The organism is Winogradskyella sp. HB-48, assembly GCF_049942685.1.
GTDB lineage: Bacteria > Bacteroidota > Bacteroidia > Flavobacteriales > Flavobacteriaceae > Winogradskyella.
In genome coordinates, this window is the sequence record NZ_CP187934.1 from 1,956,972 (window position 1) to 1,975,623 (window position 18,652).

At 34.5% G+C, this 18,652-nt stretch carries 18 protein-coding genes; 11 read left to right on the forward strand and 7 right to left on the reverse strand.

The features are described from left to right. The first annotated feature begins 23 nt into the window (after nucleotides 1-23). The 7 genes from ACPX19_RS08790 to ACPX19_RS08820 all read left to right on the forward strand — a co-directional run bounded on the left by ACPX19_RS08790 (nucleotide 24) and on the right by ACPX19_RS08820 (nucleotide 6,844). Complete coding sequence (locus ACPX19_RS08790; RefSeq protein WP_426429631.1) at nucleotides 24-707, forward strand: outer membrane beta-barrel protein; 684 nt, start codon at nucleotides 24-26, stop codon at nucleotides 705-707. Between the two features lie 49 nt (nucleotides 708-756). Then, on the forward strand, nucleotides 757-1,935 hold the full coding sequence (locus ACPX19_RS08795; RefSeq protein WP_426429632.1) for an AIR synthase related protein: 1,179 nt from the start codon (nucleotides 757-759) through the stop codon (nucleotides 1,933-1,935). 12 nt (nucleotides 1,936-1,947) lie between these two features. Then, a complete protein-coding gene (locus tag ACPX19_RS08800; protein WP_426429633.1) occupies nucleotides 1,948-2,952 on the forward strand; it encodes a DUF3078 domain-containing protein in 1,005 nt (334 codons plus the stop codon). A gap of 458 nt (nucleotides 2,953-3,410) precedes the next feature. Continuing rightward, a complete protein-coding gene (prfA, locus tag ACPX19_RS08805) occupies nucleotides 3,411-4,487 on the forward strand; it encodes a peptide chain release factor 1 (RefSeq protein ID WP_426429634.1) in 1,077 nt (358 codons plus the stop codon). A gap of 36 nt (nucleotides 4,488-4,523) precedes the next feature. Next, on the forward strand, nucleotides 4,524-5,354 hold the full coding sequence (gene pyrF, locus ACPX19_RS08810) for an orotidine-5'-phosphate decarboxylase (RefSeq protein ID WP_426429635.1): 831 nt from the start codon (nucleotides 4,524-4,526) through the stop codon (nucleotides 5,352-5,354). A 20-nt stretch (nucleotides 5,355-5,374) separates the two neighbouring features. Beyond that, nucleotides 5,375-6,160 carry an ABC transporter substrate-binding protein gene (locus tag ACPX19_RS08815; RefSeq protein WP_426429636.1) on the forward strand — a complete coding sequence of 262 codons (786 nt, stop codon included), beginning with the start codon at nucleotides 5,375-5,377 and terminating at the stop codon, nucleotides 6,158-6,160. 177 nt (nucleotides 6,161-6,337) lie between these two features. Beyond that, nucleotides 6,338-6,844, forward strand: coding sequence for a hypothetical protein (locus ACPX19_RS08820; RefSeq protein WP_426429637.1), 507 nt, complete (start codon nucleotides 6,338-6,340; stop codon nucleotides 6,842-6,844). Here the strand turns inward: ACPX19_RS08820 and ACPX19_RS08825 are convergent. Together ACPX19_RS08825 and ACPX19_RS08830 are read right to left on the reverse strand one after the other, a co-directional pair. Continuing rightward, nucleotides 6,841-7,038, reverse strand: coding sequence for a Lacal_2735 family protein (locus ACPX19_RS08825; protein ID WP_426429638.1), 198 nt, complete (start codon nucleotides 7,036-7,038; stop codon nucleotides 6,841-6,843). The genes ACPX19_RS08820 and ACPX19_RS08825 overlap by 4 nt on opposite strands. Before the next feature lie 92 nt (nucleotides 7,039-7,130). After that, complete coding sequence (locus tag ACPX19_RS08830) at nucleotides 7,131-7,832, reverse strand: DUF4197 domain-containing protein (protein WP_426429639.1); 702 nt, start codon at nucleotides 7,830-7,832, stop codon at nucleotides 7,131-7,133. 149 nt (nucleotides 7,833-7,981) lie between these two features. Between ACPX19_RS08830 and ACPX19_RS08835 the strand changes: the two genes are divergently transcribed. Beyond that, complete coding sequence (locus tag ACPX19_RS08835; protein ID WP_426429640.1) at nucleotides 7,982-11,419, forward strand: methylmalonyl-CoA mutase family protein; 3,438 nt, start codon at nucleotides 7,982-7,984, stop codon at nucleotides 11,417-11,419. A 211-nt stretch (nucleotides 11,420-11,630) separates the two neighbouring features. Here ACPX19_RS08835 and ACPX19_RS08840 read toward each other — a convergent pair whose 3' ends face one another. Then, a complete protein-coding gene (locus ACPX19_RS08840; protein WP_426429641.1) occupies nucleotides 11,631-12,059 on the reverse strand; it encodes a hypothetical protein in 429 nt (142 codons plus the stop codon). Nucleotides 12,060-12,143: 84 nt separating this feature from the next. Here ACPX19_RS08840 and ACPX19_RS08845 point away from each other — a divergent pair, with 84 nt between their 5' ends. Continuing rightward, nucleotides 12,144-12,587, forward strand: a complete 444-nt coding sequence (locus ACPX19_RS08845) for an Lrp/AsnC family transcriptional regulator (protein ID WP_426429642.1) — start codon at nucleotides 12,144-12,146, stop codon at nucleotides 12,585-12,587. Nucleotides 12,588-12,590: 3 nt separating this feature from the next. Here ACPX19_RS08845 and ACPX19_RS08850 read toward each other — a convergent pair whose 3' ends face one another. Next, nucleotides 12,591-12,968 carry a VOC family protein gene (locus ACPX19_RS08850; protein WP_426429643.1) on the reverse strand — a complete coding sequence of 126 codons (378 nt, stop codon included), beginning with the start codon at nucleotides 12,966-12,968 and terminating at the stop codon, nucleotides 12,591-12,593. Further along, nucleotides 12,965-14,170 (reverse strand): MDR family MFS transporter, encoded by a 1,206-nt coding sequence (locus ACPX19_RS08855; RefSeq protein WP_426429644.1) that lies wholly within the window; start codon nucleotides 14,168-14,170, stop codon nucleotides 12,965-12,967. Before ACPX19_RS08855 ends, ACPX19_RS08850 begins: the two co-directional genes overlap by 4 nt. A 236-nt stretch (nucleotides 14,171-14,406) precedes the next feature. On the opposite strand from ACPX19_RS08855, the gene ACPX19_RS08860 reads away from it, so the two are divergent. Next, a complete protein-coding gene (locus ACPX19_RS08860; RefSeq protein WP_426429645.1) occupies nucleotides 14,407-15,006 on the forward strand; it encodes a DUF1684 domain-containing protein in 600 nt (199 codons plus the stop codon). Between the two features lie 109 nt (nucleotides 15,007-15,115). On the opposite strand, the gene crcB is transcribed toward ACPX19_RS08860, so the two are convergent. Beyond that, on the reverse strand, nucleotides 15,116-15,481 hold the full coding sequence (gene crcB / locus ACPX19_RS08865; protein WP_426429646.1) for a fluoride efflux transporter CrcB: 366 nt from the start codon (nucleotides 15,479-15,481) through the stop codon (nucleotides 15,116-15,118). Beyond that, nucleotides 15,482-16,495 carry an SRPBCC family protein gene (locus ACPX19_RS08870; protein WP_426429647.1) on the reverse strand — a complete coding sequence of 338 codons (1,014 nt, stop codon included), beginning with the start codon at nucleotides 16,493-16,495 and terminating at the stop codon, nucleotides 15,482-15,484. 88 nt (nucleotides 16,496-16,583) lie between these two features. Between ACPX19_RS08870 and ACPX19_RS08875 the strand changes: the two genes are divergently transcribed. Continuing rightward, nucleotides 16,584-18,623: a dipeptidyl-peptidase 3 family protein gene (locus ACPX19_RS08875; RefSeq protein ID WP_426429648.1), complete on the forward strand. Its 2,040-nt coding sequence runs from the start codon at nucleotides 16,584-16,586 to the stop codon at nucleotides 18,621-18,623. Nucleotides 18,624-18,652 lie beyond the last annotated feature (29 nt).

Consider the following 18,652-nt stretch of genomic DNA (forward strand, 5'->3'; position numbering starts at 1 on the left):
GCTTATTTACTAATTAAGCTTTTATGATTGTTTTAAATAAAAATCAATTCCTAACAATAATTTTTATTTTTCTGAGTCTCAATTTTGTCGAAGCACAAGAAGAAAAGCCACAAGAGGAAAAAACCCAGCAAAATAACAGAGCGCTTTATCGTGAGTTGGATTTTTTAGAGCTGAGAGGGACTCATGTTACCGATGCTGTTGTAGGTACTTCAATGATTCTTGGTGATTACCCTGATTCAGAACTTGATATTTTTTTCAGAATAGGGTATAAGTATCACATTATAAGTAATCTGAATGTAAACTTATCTTTCAATAAATATAGTATTGCCTTAGACGAAACAACTAATCTAGGCTTTATGTCCTTCGATCTTAATCTTGAATATTTAGTGAGCCCTTACAGTGAATTTTCTCCTTTTGTTTTTGGTGGCTATGGTTACAATGCATCTAATTATTTTGAAGAAACCCACACTAAGGTTCAATTTGGTTTGGGATTGGAATATATATTCATGGATGGATTTGGTGTAAAATTATTTGGTGATTATAATTTTGTACTTTCCAATGAAATGGAAGGTTTAATAATTCCAGATCAAGACGAATCCTTTCTAAGGGTTGGTTTAGGTCTTAATCTTTACTTTGGTGGTAATAAGAGAAAAGAGCAAATACTAAAGAATATTGACACTGTAATAAATTCTAATTTAATTAAATAATTAATTACTATTCTTACTTTTGCACTACTAAGAATCATTAAGAATTTCAATGAGTAATTCCGTAAGCAAAAGATATGCCCAAAGAGGTGTTTCTGCCTCAAAAGAAGATGTACATAATGCCATAAAGAACATTGATAAAGGCCTCTTTCCAAAGGCCTTTTGTAAAATTGTCCCAGATTATCTTACCAATGATGACGAGTATTGTCTAATCATGCATGCAGATGGTGCTGGTACTAAATCATCTTTAGCTTACATGTATTGGAAAGAAACGGGTGATTTATCCGTTTGGAAAGGTATTGCCCAAGATGCTTTAATAATGAATGTAGATGACCTGCTTTGTGTAGGTGCAACAGACAATATTATGTTGTCTTCTACAATAGGAAGAAATAAAAATCTTATTCCTGGCGAAGTAATTTCGGCAATTATCAACGGTACTGAAGAATTAATAGAAGATTTAAAAAGATTTGGAGTTACTATCCATTCAACAGGTGGTGAAACTGCTGATGTTGGTGATTTGGTGAGAACTATTATTGTAGATTCGACAGTAACAGCAAGAATGAAACGTTCTGATGTTATAGACAATGCAAATATTTCTGAAGGTAATGTTATTGTTGGTTTGGAATCTTTTGGTCAAGCTAATTATGAGTCAGGGTATAATGGTGGAATGGGAAGCAATGGATTAACATCTGCAAGGCATGACGTTTTTTCAAAATATTTAGCTAAAAAATATCCAGAAAGTTTTGATGCTTCTGTTCCTCAAGACTTGGTGTATTCAGGAAATATAAAACTAACAGACGCTGTAGAGGACTCTCCAATAGATGCAGGTAAATTAGTGCTCTCACCAACCAGAACATATGCTCCAATTATCAAATCTATTCTTAATAAGTATAAAAGTGATAGTATTCATGGAATTGTGCATTGTAGTGGCGGAGCACAAACTAAAATACTTCATTTTATAGACAACCTTCATGTCATTAAAGATAATATGTTCAAAATTCCACCGTTGTTTAGGCTCATACAAGAGCAATCTAACACGGATTGGAAAGAAATGTATCAGGTATTTAATTGTGGACATCGTATGGAGTTGTATGTGAAACCTGAGATTGCTGAAGATATTATTTCAATTTCAAAATCATTTAATGTAAATGCTCAGATTATTGGGAGGGTAGAAGCATCTGAGGCAAAGAAACTGACCATAAAAAGTGATTACGGAACTTTTACTTATTAATACTTTTAAAATATGCAGAATATAAAAAAGTGTGTTTTAGTTTTTGCGTTTTTATTTAGTATAGGTATTTCTGCACAGCCAGATTCTTTATTCTTAGCAGAGCCAAAGTCAGAATTAAATTTAGGTTGGAATACGAAAAATGAAGCGGGATTTTACCTTAACCAAGTTTCTTTTACCAATTGGAATGCTGGTGGGACAAACTCTATTTCAGCACTACTAAGCGGTAAGGCTTCAGCTAAATACAAACAAGAAACTTATTTTTGGAACTCTTACCTAAACTTACGTTATGGGCTTAATAAACAAGAAAAGCAGTCTCTATTTAAAACAGAAGACATAATAGAGGTAATCTCTAATTTCGGTTTAGAGAAAAGTCCTGAAAGCAATTGGTTCTATTCTGCTAGATTTAGCTTTAACACACAATTTGCAAAGGGATATAGTAGCCCAAACGATAGCAATCCTATTTCAAAGTTTATGGCTCCGGGCTATGTGTTTTTGGGTGCAGGTATGGAGTATGGTAGGCATATCGACAGATTTTCTTTGTATGCATCTCCACTTACATTAAAAACAACATTTGTGTTAGATGAAGCATTGGCAAACCAAGGTGCTTTCGGTGTTAAACCTGCTATTTATGATATGGATGGAAATGTTGTAAGAAAGGGTGAGAAGACTCGTCAGGAATTTGGTATTTTATTCACCGGTCAATTTGAAGATGAAGTTTTTGAAAACATAAATTTAAACTCGCGTTTAAGACTATATACTGACTATTTAGTGAATTTCGGCAATATAGATGTAGATTGGGAACTTAACCTTGGGATGAAAGTAAACAAATATGTGCAAGCAACTTTAGGGTCGCATCTAAGATATGATCATGATATTAATGCCGAGGTTGAAACAAACGAAATCACCAACGAAGAGATAGTGATAAAAGGACCTAGAGTTCAGTGGAAACAATTACTTGGTGTTGGTGTTGTTGTAGATTTGGACAGTATAGTGACCGGTGGTAGTTCAGAGCCTTAGTGTATTACATTTAGATAAACCCTTTTATGAGTGATAGAAAAACACAAGTAATTAAGCTATCAAATAAAAAAATAATGCTAAAGAATTTAAAATGAGATACACCTCTTATTTTATAAAACTTAAGTCGCTGTCTTAGCTTTCTGTCGCTAATCATTATCCATAGTAGAAAAACCAAAAATAATTTAGTGCAAAGCGCTAAAATTAATCCTGGATCAATAACCGTAATAGCAATGGTCACTAAAAAAGACCATAGAGCAAGCGGCTTATAGTAGTTTAGTATAGAGGTAAACTGCTTTCGCATACTACCTAAAACGCTAAAAGACTAAAAAATATTTTTTAAAACATCGACAAAATACAATTACAATAAAATCATAAAGTCAGTAGCAAGTTTCTAAATACTTAAATCTCGATTATCGAGTAAAAAATTGTACTTTTGACTTCCAATTTTTTGAAGAGAGATGTTAGAGAAAATACAGATTGTAAAACAACGATTCGATGAGGTAAATGACCTCATAATTCAACCAGATATTATTGCAGATCAAAAGCGTTACATTCAGCTAAATAAAGAGTATAAAGACCTTAAGAAAATAGTTGATAAGGGAGATGTTTACAAAGAACTATTAGATAATATTTCTGAAGCTGAAGAAATAATTGCAGATGGCTCTGATGCCGAAATGGTAGAAATGGCAAAAATGCAGTTAGATGAAGCTAAAGAAGAATTACCGAAGATCGAAGAAGAAATAAAGTTCTTACTCATACCTAAAGATCCAGACGATAATAAGAATGCTGTTGTAGAAATTAGAGCAGGTGCAGGTGGAGACGAAGCTAGTATTTTTGCAGGTGATTTGTATAGAATGTACTCAAAGTATTGCAGTGATAAAGGCTGGAAAGTAGACGTAGTAAGTACAAGCGAAGGAACATCTGGTGGCTTTAAAGAAATTATTTTTGAAGTTACAGGTGAGGATGTTTACGGAACCTTAAAATTTGAAGCAGGCGTGCATCGTGTACAACGTGTTCCACAAACCGAAACACAAGGTCGTGTACATACAAGTACCACGACAGTAATGGTTTCACCAGAAGTCGAAGAATTTGATTATGAGTTAGACATGACCGAAGTTCGTATAGAGCGTACAACCTCTACAGGTCCTGGTGGTCAGTCGGTAAATACAACCTATTCTGCAATTAAATTGCATCATGAGCCAACAGGTATGATTGTGAGTTGTCAGGATCAGAAATCGTCTCATAAAAACTTAGAAAAAGCCTTGAAGGTTTTACGTTCGCGTTTATATGAAAGAGAATTAGAAAAACAACTAGAAGCAGACTCTGAAAGACGCAAAAGTATAATTAAACGCGGTGATAGAAGTGAGAAAATTAGAACTTACAACTATCCTCAAGGACGTGTAACCGACCATAGAATTGGTTTTACGCTTTACGACTTATCAAACATCATAGATGGTGATATTCAAAAAATAATAGACGAATTAATGCTTGCTGAAAACACAGAGTTGTTAAAAGCTAGTGACAATGTAATTTAAAAATTTAAAGCCTCATTTTGAGGCTTTTTTTATAACATGACAACAAATCAATTAATCACTCAAATCAAAAAAAAGCAATCCTTTCTTTGCGTGGGATTGGATGTGGATTTAAACAAAATCCCTAAACACCTTTTAGAAGAGGAAGACCCAATATTTACTTTTAATAAAGCTATAATAGACGCAACGCATCAGTTTTGTGTTGCTTACAAACCTAATACGGCATTTTACGAAGCCTATGGTATTAAAGGCTGGCAAGCCTTAGAAAAAACCATAAATTACCTCAACAAAAATCACCCAGAAATTTATACCATTGCTGATGCAAAGCGAGGTGATATAGGTAATACCAGTTCGATGTATGCCAAGGCATTTTTTGAAGATTTAGGTTTTGATAGTGTAACTGTTGCCCCATATATGGGCAAAGATTCTGTTGAGCCGTTTTTAGCATTTAAGGACAGGCACACTATCCTTTTAGCCTTAACATCTAATCAAGGAGCGTTCGATTTTCAGACGAAGAAAGTTGAGGGTACTGAACTTTATAAGCGAGTTTTAGAAACATCCAAAACCTGGCAAAACTCTGAAAACTTAATGTACGTTGTTGGAGCTACAAAGGCAGAATATTTAGCTGATATCAGACAGATAATTCCGAATAGCTTTTTATTGGTGCCAGGAGTTGGAGCCCAAGGAGGTAATCTTCAAGAGGTGTGTAAATACGGAATGAATAAAAACGTAGGCTTGTTGATTAATTCTTCTAGAGGTATTATCTACGCTTCTCAAGATGAAGATTTTGCTCAAGCAGCAGCAGCAAAAGCTAAAGAATTGCAATTGCAGATGAAGGAAATTTTGGAACATTTAAATTTGTTTTGCTGAACTTGTTTTAGCATCTTCTAATGAAATACTTAGATCAACTTAATAGAGAGCTTCAACTTAACAAATCTCCAAAACGAATTGTGTCGTTAGTGCCATCTCAAACCGAATTGATAGTAGACTTAGGTTTAGAAAAGGAACTTGTTGGTGTTACAAAATTCTGTGTACATCCCTCTTCACTCCGAAAAAATAAAACTATTGTTGGTGGAACTAAGCAGGTTGATATTGAAAAAATAATAGCGCTTCAACCCGATATTATCCTTTGTAATAAGGAAGAAAACACAAAGGAAATGATTGATAAACTCAAGTCTATCGCACCAATACATATAAGCGATATTTATACCGTAGAGGACTGTTTAGAGCTAATTAAAACGTATGGTCAAATCTTTAATAAGTTCAACGAGGCATCAAGGTTGGTGAATGTTATAAAAACGGAAAAAGAGGCATTTCACTCTCAGCGATCAACATCAAATAAAATGAAAGTAGCCTATTTTATTTGGAAGAATCCTTTTATGGTCGCAGCGTCAAACACCTTCATTCACAGCATGCTCAATGAAGCAAATCTTTTTAATGTTTTTGAAGATGAAGAGCGTTACCCTGAAATACAATTAGACCATCCGAAAATAAAAGAAGCGGATTGTATTTTTCTTTCGAGCGAACCTTATCCATTCAAAGAAAAGGACATTGATGAGTTTAAAAAACAGTTTCCAAGCAAAAAAATAATGATAGTGGATGGGGAAATGTTTTCTTGGTACGGAAGCCGAATTTGCAAATCCTATCGGTATTTCAAAAGTTATTTTTTAGCATAAAAAAAATCGGTATGTAACTAGCATACCGACCTTAATCTAACTAACCGTTCTAATCTCTTTTAAGACTTAATCTCTTTTGCAATACAAAGATGCTGACTTTCTTTGGTTTAAATGTTATGTTAACATTAGCTTATAATTAAATGTACTTTAATAACTTACGGTAAAACTTTATCAGTCATGAGAAACATTACACTACTGTTGGCTTTAGTTATATTAAATTCAACTTTAATAGCGCAAAATTCCACTTGTAAATGTTGTACTGAAAAACATTCTGAATTCGATTTTTGGGTTGGAACTTGGGAAGTTACTAATCCTAATGGAACAAAAGCTGGTGAGAACACGATAGAAAAGATACAAGATGGATGTGTACTACAAGAAAACTGGACTAGTGCTATGGCTGGTTTTACAGGAACTAGTAATAATTTCTATAATTATAAAACAAAGCAATGGGAACAAATTTGGATTGATAACCAAGGGCATACTTTACATATAAAAGGCAACAAAGTTGCTAACCAAATGATATTACAAACAGAGGAGGCAATCAATTCTGAAGGAAAGACAGTTTATCATCGTATTACATGGACCGAAAATGAAGATGGAACAGTAAGACAATTATGGGAAACAATAATAGACGGTAAAAACGTTACAGTTGCATTTGATGGGTTATACAAGCCTAAAAGTTAATTAGCCTGTATTTTTGAATCTCCAATAATAAACTTGAGCTTATTTAATTGATTCAAAACTTTTGTAGCCTTAAATTCTGAAAAATCACTAAGTGCATGATCCGTTTGTCTAAGATTATATGCATCCTCAATTAATCTTAGGTACTCTTGATTTAATTTAAACCTCTTTCGGAGCAATTTTTCTGAATTATGCACGGTAAAGAATGTTGATTAGATTTCTAATTTACTAAATATTAAGTGAATAAGCTATGCGTTGTTAATAAAAAAATATGTTAAAATTAATTTTATCAATCCTGTAAAGCAAAAACCTTCTTAAGCAAATCTGTAGTTCTTGATGAAACCTTGTTTCTAATTTCTTTCTCTTCAATTGCAATCATAGTGTAAACTCCTTCCAAAGCTTCATTTGTCACATAATCAGTTAAATCTGGATTAACATCATTAGTTAGGGGAAGATTATTGTATTTGGTTATGAGGTTGTTCCAAATTTGGTCAGCACCAACCTTACCAAAAGAGTTACTGATTATAGGTTTAAATTTATCGTAAAGTTGTGCTTGTGTCTTAGATGTCAAATATGTTGTTGCAGCGTTATCATCGCCCAATAGAATATTTTTAGCATCATCAAAGGTGATATCTTTTACCGCATTTATAAAAATTGGTGTTGCTTCCTTTACGGCATCTTCCGCTGCTCTATTTAAGACCTTTATACCTTCGTCAGCCAAGCTGCCAAGCCCTATTTTTCGTAATGCGTCATCAACTTTTTGAAGTTCTTCCGGTAAAAGAATTTTTACTAACTCGTTTTTATAAAACCCATCGGTTTGAGTCAGTTTAGTAACTTGTTTATCAATGCCAAAATCTAACACTTGTCTCAGTGCTGCAGCGATATCCGCATTGCCTACACCACCAGATTGTGGTAATTGATTCACTACCTCTTGCAGTTCTGCACATGCAGTTACATTAAAAACAATAAGTAAGGCAAAAATTCTTTTCATGATAAATTTAGGATTTGTAGTTACTACAAAGATAATTTAAAAGACTAAGTATTTGTTTGTGACGAATTCAATTAAACATTCCTTAACTAAAGGTTGAAATTTTTATAAATTCCCTAAATTTGCACCTCAATTAAGCAAGATTTTTACGAATGGAACAAGTCGCACCATATAAACCAAAGCATAAAGTACGAATTGTAACTGCTGCCTCTCTTTTTGATGGGCACGATGCGGCCATAAATATTATGCGTCGTATCATTCAAGCCACAGGAGTAGAGGTGATTCATCTAGGCCACGATAGAAGTGTGGAAGAAGTGGTTAATACTGCTATACAAGAAGACGCCAATGCTATAGCAATGACATCCTATCAAGGAGGGCATAATGAGTACTTCAAGTATATGTATGATTTGCTGCAAGAAAAAGGAGCAGGACACATCAAGATTTTTGGTGGTGGAGGTGGAGTCATCCTTCCCGAAGAAATCAAAGAGCTTATGGATTATGGTATTACCAGAATCTACTCACCAGATGATGGTAGAGAAATGGGTTTACAGGGAATGATAAATGATTTGGTTGAAAAATCAGACTTTGCTATTGGTGACCACTTGAATGGAGAAGTTAATGAACTAAATGAAAAAAATCCAAAGTCTATTGCAAGAGTGATTTCCGCAGCTGAGAATTTTCCAGAGGTTGCCAAGGATGCCCTTGAAACTATTCACAATAAAAACAAAACCTCAAAAACACCAGTTCTCGGAATTACTGGTACTGGTGGTGCAGGGAAGTCATCTTTAGTAGATGAGTTAGTACGCCGTTTCTTAATTGATTTTCCTAATAAGACGGTTGGATTGATTTCAGTAGATCCTTCAAAGCGAAAAACAGGAGGTGCATTATTAGGAGATAGAATCCGTATGAATGCCATCAACTCACCTCGTGTGTATATGCGAAGTTTGGCAACACGTCAGTCTAATTTGGCGCTTTCAAAATATGTAAATGAAGCTGTTGAAGTTTTAAAAGCTGCAGAATACGATTTAATCATATTAGAAACCTCTGGTATAGGCCAGTCAGATACGGAAATATTAGAACATAGCGATGTGTCGCTATATGTTATGACACCTGAGTTTGGTGCTGCAACACAGCTTGAGAAAATCGATATGTTAGATTTTGCTGATCTGGTAGCCATTAACAAATTTGATAAACGTGGTGCTCTGGATGCCTTGCGCGATGTGAAGAAGCAGTATATGCGTAACCATAATCTATGGCATGAGGATCCAGATACAATGCCAGTTTTTGGAACTATTGCTTCTCAGTTTAACGATCCAGGAATGAATACGCTCTATAAGGCAATAATGGATAAAATCGCTGAAAAAACGGATTCCGATTTAAAATCTACTTTCGAGATTTCTAAAGAAATGAGTGAGAAGATTTTTGTCATTCCGCCATCACGCACACGTTACCTTTCTGAGATTGCCGAAAACAACAGGGCTTACGATAATACTGCTAATGCTCAGGTAGATGTAGCCCAAAAGTTATATGGAATTTTTAAAACGATTTGTGTTGTTGGCAATGTTAACAATAGCGAAGTGGAACGGTCTTTTTTAGGGAAGCAAGGTTTAGATCAAGATGAGATCTTAAAACATGTCCAGGATGACAAAAAGGATTTTATTAAAATGCTTATTGCAGAATTCGATCGTGTAAAATTAAACTTAGATCCTTACAATTGGGAAATCATATCAGGTTGGGAGGATAAGGTTAATCGTTATAAAGATCCTGTTTATACTTTTAAAGTAAGAGACAAGGAAATTAAGATTGAAACGCATACCAAATCCCTATCGCATTCGGATATTCCTAAAGTAGCGCTACCAAAATACCAGGCTTGGGGAGATATTTTAAGATGGTGTTTACAAGAAAATGTACCAGGAGAATTTCCCTATACCTCAGGATTATACCCTTTTAAACGTACTGGTGAGGACCCAACACGAATGTTTGCTGGAGAAGGTGGACCAGAGCGTACTAACAGACGTTTTCACTATGTAAGTTTAGGTATGCCTGCTAAGCGTTTATCCACAGCATTCGATTCGGTAACGTTGTACGGAAACGATCCAGATTACAGACCTGACATTTATGGTAAAATTGGTAATGCAGGTGTTAGTATTTGCTGTTTGGATGATGCTAAAAAACTATATTCAGGGTTTAATTTGGCAGATGCGATGACTTCGGTTAGTATGACCATTAATGGCCCTGCACCAATGTTACTTGGCTTCTTTATGAATGCAGCTATAGATCAACAATGCGAAATTTATATCAAGGAAAATGGTTTGCAAGATGAAGTTGAGAAAAAGATAAAAGCCATCTATAAAGATAAAGAGCGTCCTAAATACAATGCCGAAATCCCTGAAGGTAACGATGGTTTAGGATTGATGCTTTTGGGTGTCACTGGTGACCAAGTTTTACCAAAAGATATTTATGAAGATATAAAGGCGAAGACTATTGCTCAGGTGAGAGGAACCGTTCAGGCAGATATTTTAAAGGAAGATCAGGCACAGAATACTTGTATTTTTTCAACAGAATTTGCTTTACGTTTGATGGGTGACGTACAAGAATACTTCATTAAGAATAACGTACGAAATTTCTATTCAGTATCCATTTCTGGCTACCATATTGCCGAAGCTGGCGCCAATCCTATTTCGCAGTTGGCATTTACCTTAGCCAATGGATTTACCTATGTAGAATACTATCTCAGTAGAGGAATGGATATCAATAAATTTGGTCCGAATTTATCATTCTTCTTTTCAAACGGTATCGATCCAGAGTATGCGGTTATTGGTCGCGTAGCACGTAAGATTTGGGCAAAAGCTTTAAAACATAAGTATGGAGCTAACCCAAGAGCCCAAATGTTAAAGTATCACATTCAGACTTCTGGCCGTAGTTTACACGCTCAGGAAATTGACTTCAACGATATCAGAACTACGCTTCAGGCACTTTATGCGATTTATGATAACTGTAATTCATTGCATACCAATGCTTATGATGAAGCTATTACAACACCTACGGAAGAATCTGTGAGACGTGCGATGGCCATTCAGTTAATCATAAACAAGGAGTTAGGATTAGCAAAGAACGAAAATCCATTACAAGGGTCTTTTATCATCGAAGAATTAACCGATTTAGTCGAGGAAGCAGTATTGTTAGAATTTGACAGAATAACAGAGCGTGGTGGTGTACTTGGTGCTATGGAAACGATGTATCAGCGTTCAAAAATTCAGGAGGAAAGTTTGTATTATGAAACTTTGAAACATAATGGTGAATTCCCAATAATAGGTGTAAATACCTTCTTAAGCAGTAAAGGTTCACCAACAGTGCAGCCAGCAGAAGTTATAAGAGCAACCGAAGAGGAAAAAGAGAATCAGATAAAGACACTTCAAAATCTTCACGAGGCTCATGATACTTCAGATTTATTAAAGGATTTGCAAATGAAAGCCATCAATAATCAAAATATTTTTGAAGCATTAATGGAGGTTTGTAAAGTGTGTACTTTAGGGCAGATTACAAACGCACTTTTTGAAGTAGGTGGACAGTATCGTAGAAATATGTAAGTCAACAGGCTCTAGATTTTTTGTAAAAAAATTATAGAGTTCGTTGATACTGAGCGCAGTCGAAGTACCTTTTTTCCAAAAAGTGTGTTAGTCGCTTATGCTGAGCTCGTCGAAGCATCTATAGGACTAAATATTTTGTATTAAATGACTTATGTGAGTCGCTTACCCTGAGCTTGTCGAAGGGTATTGTAAAGCGGATCAACACATCAAATTAAAGCGTCAACATCCAATGACGTTTCAGCTTTCTAAAGGTTCTAATTTCACCGCGAAGAAGTGGTAAGTAATCTTTTCCGTTGCTTTTGGAACGCTCTAAACGTCTGCAATTACTATAAAGTTTTGTTGTAAGGCGCTCTAAGCTCTCCAGGTGTTTGTGCTTTTTTATTCTGCAATTCTCACGCTCTACATTGATGATTTCTGGCGCAAGATTTGAAGACTGCTGTACAATATCACCTGAAAAATAAATGTCGTTATCCTCAGTACCATCGTCATTCAGATGAGATAAGTCGTGATTTAAATAGGTAGAAATGCTTCTTGACAGCATTATAATATCCATTGCCTTTTGATATACAGGCAGTTCCGATAAATGAGAAGGTAGGTTGTAGTTCATAATTTCAATAGCAATTGCTACGAAATTACTCAAGAGAAATGATATTTAACTTTAAATATTAAAGTTAAATCGTATATTAGCTTTAATATTTATGTTATTAAGACTTTATTTGTTTAAATGAATATTGATAAGCTAAATTGGAAGATTTTAAAGTGCCTACAGCAAAATGCACGTATGTCTAATGCCGAAATAGGTAGACGTGTTGGGATTAGTTCACCTGCTGTAAGTGAGCGTATAAAAAAAATGGAAGATGCCGAAATTATTCAAGGCTATACAACCTTTGTATCCCCTTTTGAAGCAGGATACCAACTAAAGGCGTTAATTACTTTACGTGCTTTTATGGGAATGTTAAAACCGTTTCTGGAAAAAGTAAAAACCTATGACGAAGTAGTCAATTGTTACCGAATTACAGGAAACGAAAATATTGTAATGGAAGTGGTTTTAAAAAACCAAAAACACTTAGAAACGTTTATTGACCAATTAATTACATATGGGGAGACAAAGACTCAAATTGTTCTGTCTCATGTGGTAAAGCATAGTGAGGTAAAACCACTTAAATAATTTTCAATTTATCCGCCAAGGTGGATTTTTTCTGTTCTCACCAGCATTGTAAATGATTATTGGATTTTGGTCTGGGTCTTTTAATTTTATTTCTGTCCATAACCAAGATTGTTCGGTAATTTCAGTGTCGAAAATAATTCCTTTTTGTTTTAGAGAACTCACAGTTTCAGCAAGATTATCAACTTCAAAATAAATAGTAGTTTGGTTGTTTTTGGACAATTCTTCAATCTTATGAATTGAAAAGGTTGTATCTCCGTTAGGACATAAAAACCTTACGTATCTTGGCATGGCATCTACAATGAGTTGCAATCCTAATTTTTTATAAAATTCCGTCGCTGTTTCAACATCTAATGACGGAATTGTTATTTGGTTTAGATTCATTTGTTTTCTTTTTTTAGTATTCCTTTCAAAACTATCAGTAATAATACACCTAATAAACCAAGGCAGGTCATAATGGTCCATGTCATGTCATAACCTATAGCATTTATAAGCTGTAATCCTCCATTGTGACCAAATACATTGGCTAAGGAAAAAGCCATTAAATACATAGCTAAATATTGTCCTTTTTTTCCTCGTTTAGATCTATCCATAGCAAACGCATTTGAATATGGAAACCCTATCATTTCACCTATGGTCATTAATAAAATACTAACAATTAAAACTCCTGAAAAGGATGTTAGATTTAAGACAGCAAAACTTAATACAGTTAAAAATACACCAATAGCTGTTAGGGCTATTTTCCCATATTTGCTTTGATCTAACCAATATATTAAAGGCATTTCCAGTAAAAATATTACAAAGCCATTAAGCCCAAGTAGTAAGCCAACTTCAACCTCAGATAAAGAATGTATATTTCTATAGTATAGAGGCATCGTTGAGAAATACTGCATAAAAATAGCAGCAAAAAGAAACATTGCTAAAAAGAATATCCAATAGGGTTTGTCTTTGTAAGCAGACCCAGGATGCTTATTATTTTCATCATCTATAGCTTTTGCTACTCTTGGATTTAAGACCCTAATAAGAAGTATGGTTGCCATAATACATGTAATACCATCTACCCAAAATAGTCCGCCATATCCTAAATTGGCTATGATCAATCCACCAATAGCAGGACCAGTGGAAAAACCTAGGTTTATAGCTAACCTTATAAGGGTTACAGAGCGTGTTTTGTTTTCGGGTTTACTATACACACTCATAGCCACAAATATTGCTGGTCTAAAAGTATCTGCAACTACCATTACCAAAAAGATACCTAAACAAACTTGGGTAAAAGTTGTTAAGAATTGCAATGCAATAAAAACAATACCAGTACTCAATAGACTTCTCACCATTACTTTATAATAACCAATGTCATCTGTTAGTTTTCCACCAAGCCATGTACCTACAACAGAACCTAAACCAAAGCAACTCATAATCCAACCAATTTGCGGTATCGAAAATGATAAATCTTCATTAAGATAAATTGTAAGAAAAGGAACGACCATTGTGCCAGACCTATTTATGAAAGTAATTAAAGCAAGCCACCAAACTTCCTTGGACAATCCTCCAAAGGTCATTAAGTAATTGTTGAATAGTTTTTTCATTTTGATTGATTGTTATAAAAATAAAAAGTCCGACGGTATCGTCGGACTTTCAAATATTGTTAAATAGTATATAAGTATTACTACAATAGATAATGCGTCCGAATGTTTTCCGAAGAAATCGCACAGGTTTGCTTATAATATCTATTGACTTGTAACATTTTATTTTCTAATTACTTGAAGTAAAACTACAATAAAATTTGATAAGTTGTATTTTTGAGCATCTAAAATATCAAAGAATGAAAAAAATAATCTTGCTTTTTTTATTGATAACTTCTGTGGGTTGTGCACAAGACAAAGTTACTGTATCTGGTGAAACAGAATGGCAAAAAGAAATGAATGCAGAGTATAAAGATGCTAGTAAATCGCCATTAAAGAAAAAAGATTTAAAGAATTTTAAAGGGCTGGATTTCTTCAAGTATGATTCTACGTATGTTGTTAAAGCTACACTTAAAAGGACTCCAGATTCTAAATGGTTTAATATGAAAACCACGACAGATCGTGTTTCTAAAGAACGCATCTTTGGTATCATTACATTTTTGTTAAATGATAAAACTTATGAGTTAAATGTTTACCAAGGAAAGGATTTAATGGAAACAGAAGAGTATAGAGATTATTTGTTTTTACCATTTTTAGATGACACTAATGGTGAGGCAAGCTATGCTGGTGGACGTTATATAGATTTGCAAATTCCAGAAGGTGACACTATTGAAATAGATTTTAATAAAGCCTACAATCCGTATTGTGCTTACAACGAAAGATATTCTTGCCCAATTGTACCTAGGGAAAATTACTTGCCATTAAAAATAGAAGCAGGCGTAAAGGCGTTTAAGAAGTAGTTTCGTTAGATGTTTATCCGTTGAATTGTTTAACTGTTTAATCGTGTGTGAGAAAAGAGTAATAACATTTCATACGCTATACTAAATACTATTTACTAACAATTAAATACTACTTTACCAAATACATTCCCAAGAAAACAGCTAAAAACCCAACGATAAAACTAGTAATGGTATAAATGGCAAAACTGGTAAAGTCACCTGATTTTAGAAACACATGATTTTCATAAGCAAAGGTTGAAAATGTAGTGAAGCCACCACAAAACCCAGTGGCAAGAAACAAGGTTTGGTTTTGTGTTAGACTGTCGTTTTTAGCAGCAAGTCCAAGGATAATCCCTATCAATAAACTACCCAAAATGTTAGCAACAAAAGTGCCGTAAGGTATTCCGGTTTGGTTACTGTTCAACAATTTTCCAATAAGGTAACGTAGAGTACTCCCAAATCCACCGCCAATAAAGACTAAAATAAATTGCTTCATCTATTTTATCGGAATGTAAATTTCGGTAATCCAATCAGCAGGATTTGGATAATTCCCTGGATCGGTGGTGTATATTTCAAAAGGGTTCTCTTCAGATTGTTCCAAATTGTTCTTGACTAAATAAGCCATTGTTTCTTCCCAAGCTTTATTAAGATTAGTATAATTGCCTTTTAAGGTGGTTTTTAGAACCTTAATATTTGGGATAAAATTAATGGAAACATCAGAACCTTCAGGTAATGTGATTTTTTCATTAACAGGAATGCCATTACTCATTATCACATCTGCAGAGCTCATATCATTATATACAGTTAGAGGCATTCCAGATTGTTTGATGTCATTTTTACACATAAACATCATAATTGCACCAAAATTCTCGCCCATTTTAGCACTAATGTTTTGAGAATTGGCATTGGTAGTTTTGTACAAATAATAACCACCACCATACTCAGTGATGCCATTTATTGTTACTTCATAACGCTTCATATCTTCTTGTACGATGCTATCTAGTTTTTCTAGACTTCTTTCATAATGTGGACCAATTTGCTTTTCCATCCCACCCATTAAGGTCGAAAATAGTTTGAACACAAACGGCAAGTCTTTCCCAGAGATACCCCAAGTCACATCAGTCGAACCATCTTCTTTAACTTCAAGTTGCCATGATACATCAGATTTAGGAAATTCAGCAAACTGCATTTCTTGGGTAATTGAGTTGTAAGGATTGGCTGCTACGGTTGTCATTGTGCCAACACCATCTTTGTCTTCCCAAGAATAAGAACCACCAACACCCTCATGTTTTTCAGGAATAGTAAGTATCATTTCAGGGTCAGACTCAACCCAAGATGACCAATCTTCCCAAGTTTCAAAATCTATAATTTTATTGTAAAGAACTTCTTGAGGTGCTTTTATGTTTCGTGTTCTGGTAACTTCAAAGGAATTGGGCTGTACCGCAATGTAAATTGAAAATCCGATAAAAAGAATAAGCAGTAGCAGAAGAATATACTTAAGTGCCTTCATTTTTTAGTATGATTTAGTAGTTGTCCAAAGATAGTAATTTGTCCTATAAGTGTTACATTTGTGAGAATTCATAAAAACTAACTTATATATGAAACTAAAATCAATAGTTGTAATCTGCCTAATGGTTGTTTTTGCTTGGTCTTGTAAAAATGAAAGTAAAGAACCTGTTAAGGACGATACTGCAGAAAGAGTAGCAGATAAGTTTGACTATAATGTTGAACAATTTGCAGACATTAAAATCTTACGTTATCAAATTCCTGGATGGGATAATTTAACTTTAAAAGAACAGAAATTAGTGTATTATTTAACACAAGCTGGTTTGGCTGGTCGTGATATTATGTGGGATCAAAACTATAGACATAACCTAAAAATTAGAAAAGCTTTAGAAAACGTTTACACTAATTATTCCGGTGATAAAACTTCAGCAGACTGGAAAGCTTTTGAAGTGTATTTAAAACGTGTTTGGTTTAGTAATGGTATTCATCATCATTATTCTAACGACAAGTTAAAACCAGAATTTTCAAAAGACTACTTGAACAAATTATTCTTAGCAACCAACACTAAGCTAGATGGCGAAGCGTTTGATATGATTTTTAATGATAAAGATTCAAAAAAGGTAAATCAGGCTAAAGGTGTGGATAATGTAGCATTGTCCGCAGTGAATTTTTATGGACCAAACGTTACCAATGCAGATGTAGAAAAATTCTACGCAGCTAAAACATCTCCAAATCCAGATAAGCCATTATCATTTGGTTTAAATTCTCAGTTAGTAAAAGAAGATGGTGTGTTAAAGGAGCGAGTTTACAAATCTGGTGGACTTTATGGTTCTGCAATAGATGAAATTGTAAAGTGGTTAGAAAAAGCACAAGGCGTTTCCGAAAATAAAGCACAAGGCGATGCTATTGGTTTGTTAATTCAGTATTATAAAACAGGCGATTTGCAAACTTGGGACGATTATAACGTAGCTTGGACAGCTGCTACTGAAGGAAATGTAGATTACATCAATAGTTTTATTGAGGTGTATAACGATCCATTAGGGTATAGAGGTTCTTACGAAACTATTGTGCAAATCAATGATTTTGATATGTCTCAAAAGATGAAGGTACTTTCAGATAACGCACAGTGGTTTGAGGATAATTCGCCTTTAATGGACGAGCACAAAAAGAAAAACGTTGTAGGTGTAACTTATAAAGTGGTTACGGTTGCAGGTGAAGCTGGTGACGCCTCGCCAAGTACACCAATTGGTGTGAATTTACCAAATGCCAACTGGATTAGAAAGGAAGTGGGAAGTAAGTCTGTGTCACTTGGAAACATTATTGAAGCATACAATAATGCAGGTAGCACAGGTCGCTTAAAAGAGTTTGTACACGATGAAGAAGAGTTACAACTTGAAGAAAAGTATGGTCAATTAGCTGATAAACTTCACACTGCATTACATGAAGTTATCGGTCACGCTTCAGGACAATTAAATCCAGGTGTAGGTGAAACTAAAGAAACCTTGAAAAACTATGCGTCTACCTTAGAAGAAGGTCGAGCAGATTTAGTAGGTCTATACTATTTGTACGATTCTAAATTACAAGAATTAGGTTTAGTTGACGATTGGAAATCTGTAGGAAAAGCAGCTTACGATGGTTATATAAGAAATGGTTTAATGACGCAATTGATCCGTTTGAATCTTGGTGACGATGTAGAAGAAGCGCATATGAGAAACCGTCAATGGGTTTCTGCTTGGGCTTATGAAAAAGGAAAAGCAGACAATGTTATAGAAAAAGTAACCAGAGATGGTAAAACCTATTTTAATATTAATGATTACGATAAGTTACACGAGCTTTTCGGTCAATTATTAAGAGAGACCCAACGTATTAAATCTGAAGGTGATTATGCAGCTGTTGAAGCTTTGGTAGAAGGTTATGGCGTTAAGGTAGACCAAGCAATTCACGCAGAGGTTTTAGAACGTAATAAGCAATTTACATCTGCACCTTACAGTGGTTTTGTAAATCCTGTTTTAGTACCAGAAATGGATGAAAATGGTGAAATTACAGCGATTAAAGTTACACAGCCAGTTGGTTTCCCTGAGCAAATGTTAGAGTATAGTAAAACCTATAGTTTTTTACCAGAGGTAAATTAATAATACATATTTGATGTTGAGAAAGCAGT

Bases quoted from the DNA above. Each gene is read 5' to 3' on its own strand.
- ACPX19_RS08835 (WP_426429640.1), top strand. From the start codon at position 7,982: ATGGAACAAGTCGCACCATATAAACCAAAGCATAAAGTACGAATTGTA.
- ACPX19_RS08820 (WP_426429637.1), top strand. From the start codon at position 6,338: ATGAGAAACATTACACTACTGTTGGCTTTAGTTATATTAAATTCAACT.
- ACPX19_RS08855 (WP_426429644.1), bottom strand. From the start codon at position 14,170: ATGAAAAAACTATTCAACAATTACTTAATGACCTTTGGAGGATTGTCC.
- ACPX19_RS08795 (WP_426429632.1), top strand. From the start codon at position 757: ATGAGTAATTCCGTAAGCAAAAGATATGCCCAAAGAGGTGTTTCTGCC.
- ACPX19_RS08845 (WP_426429642.1), top strand. From the start codon at position 12,144: ATGAATATTGATAAGCTAAATTGGAAGATTTTAAAGTGCCTACAGCAA.
- prfA (WP_426429634.1), top strand. From the start codon at position 3,411: ATGTTAGAGAAAATACAGATTGTAAAACAACGATTCGATGAGGTAAAT.
- ACPX19_RS08800 (WP_426429633.1), top strand. From the start codon at position 1,948: ATGCAGAATATAAAAAAGTGTGTTTTAGTTTTTGCGTTTTTATTTAGT.
- pyrF (WP_426429635.1), top strand. From the start codon at position 4,524: ATGACAACAAATCAATTAATCACTCAAATCAAAAAAAAGCAATCCTTT.
- crcB (WP_426429646.1), bottom strand. From the start codon at position 15,481: ATGAAGCAATTTATTTTAGTCTTTATTGGCGGTGGATTTGGGAGTACT.
- ACPX19_RS08830 (WP_426429639.1), bottom strand. From the start codon at position 7,832: ATGAAAAGAATTTTTGCCTTACTTATTGTTTTTAATGTAACTGCATGT.
- ACPX19_RS08790 (WP_426429631.1), top strand. From the start codon at position 24: ATGATTGTTTTAAATAAAAATCAATTCCTAACAATAATTTTTATTTTT.
- ACPX19_RS08870 (WP_426429647.1), bottom strand. From the start codon at position 16,495: ATGAAGGCACTTAAGTATATTCTTCTGCTACTGCTTATTCTTTTTATC.
- ACPX19_RS08875 (WP_426429648.1), top strand. From the start codon at position 16,584: ATGAAACTAAAATCAATAGTTGTAATCTGCCTAATGGTTGTTTTTGCT.
- ACPX19_RS08815 (WP_426429636.1), top strand. From the start codon at position 5,375: ATGAAATACTTAGATCAACTTAATAGAGAGCTTCAACTTAACAAATCT.
- ACPX19_RS08860 (WP_426429645.1), top strand. From the start codon at position 14,407: ATGAAAAAAATAATCTTGCTTTTTTTATTGATAACTTCTGTGGGTTGT.
- ACPX19_RS08850 (WP_426429643.1), bottom strand. From the start codon at position 12,968: ATGAATCTAAACCAAATAACAATTCCGTCATTAGATGTTGAAACAGCG.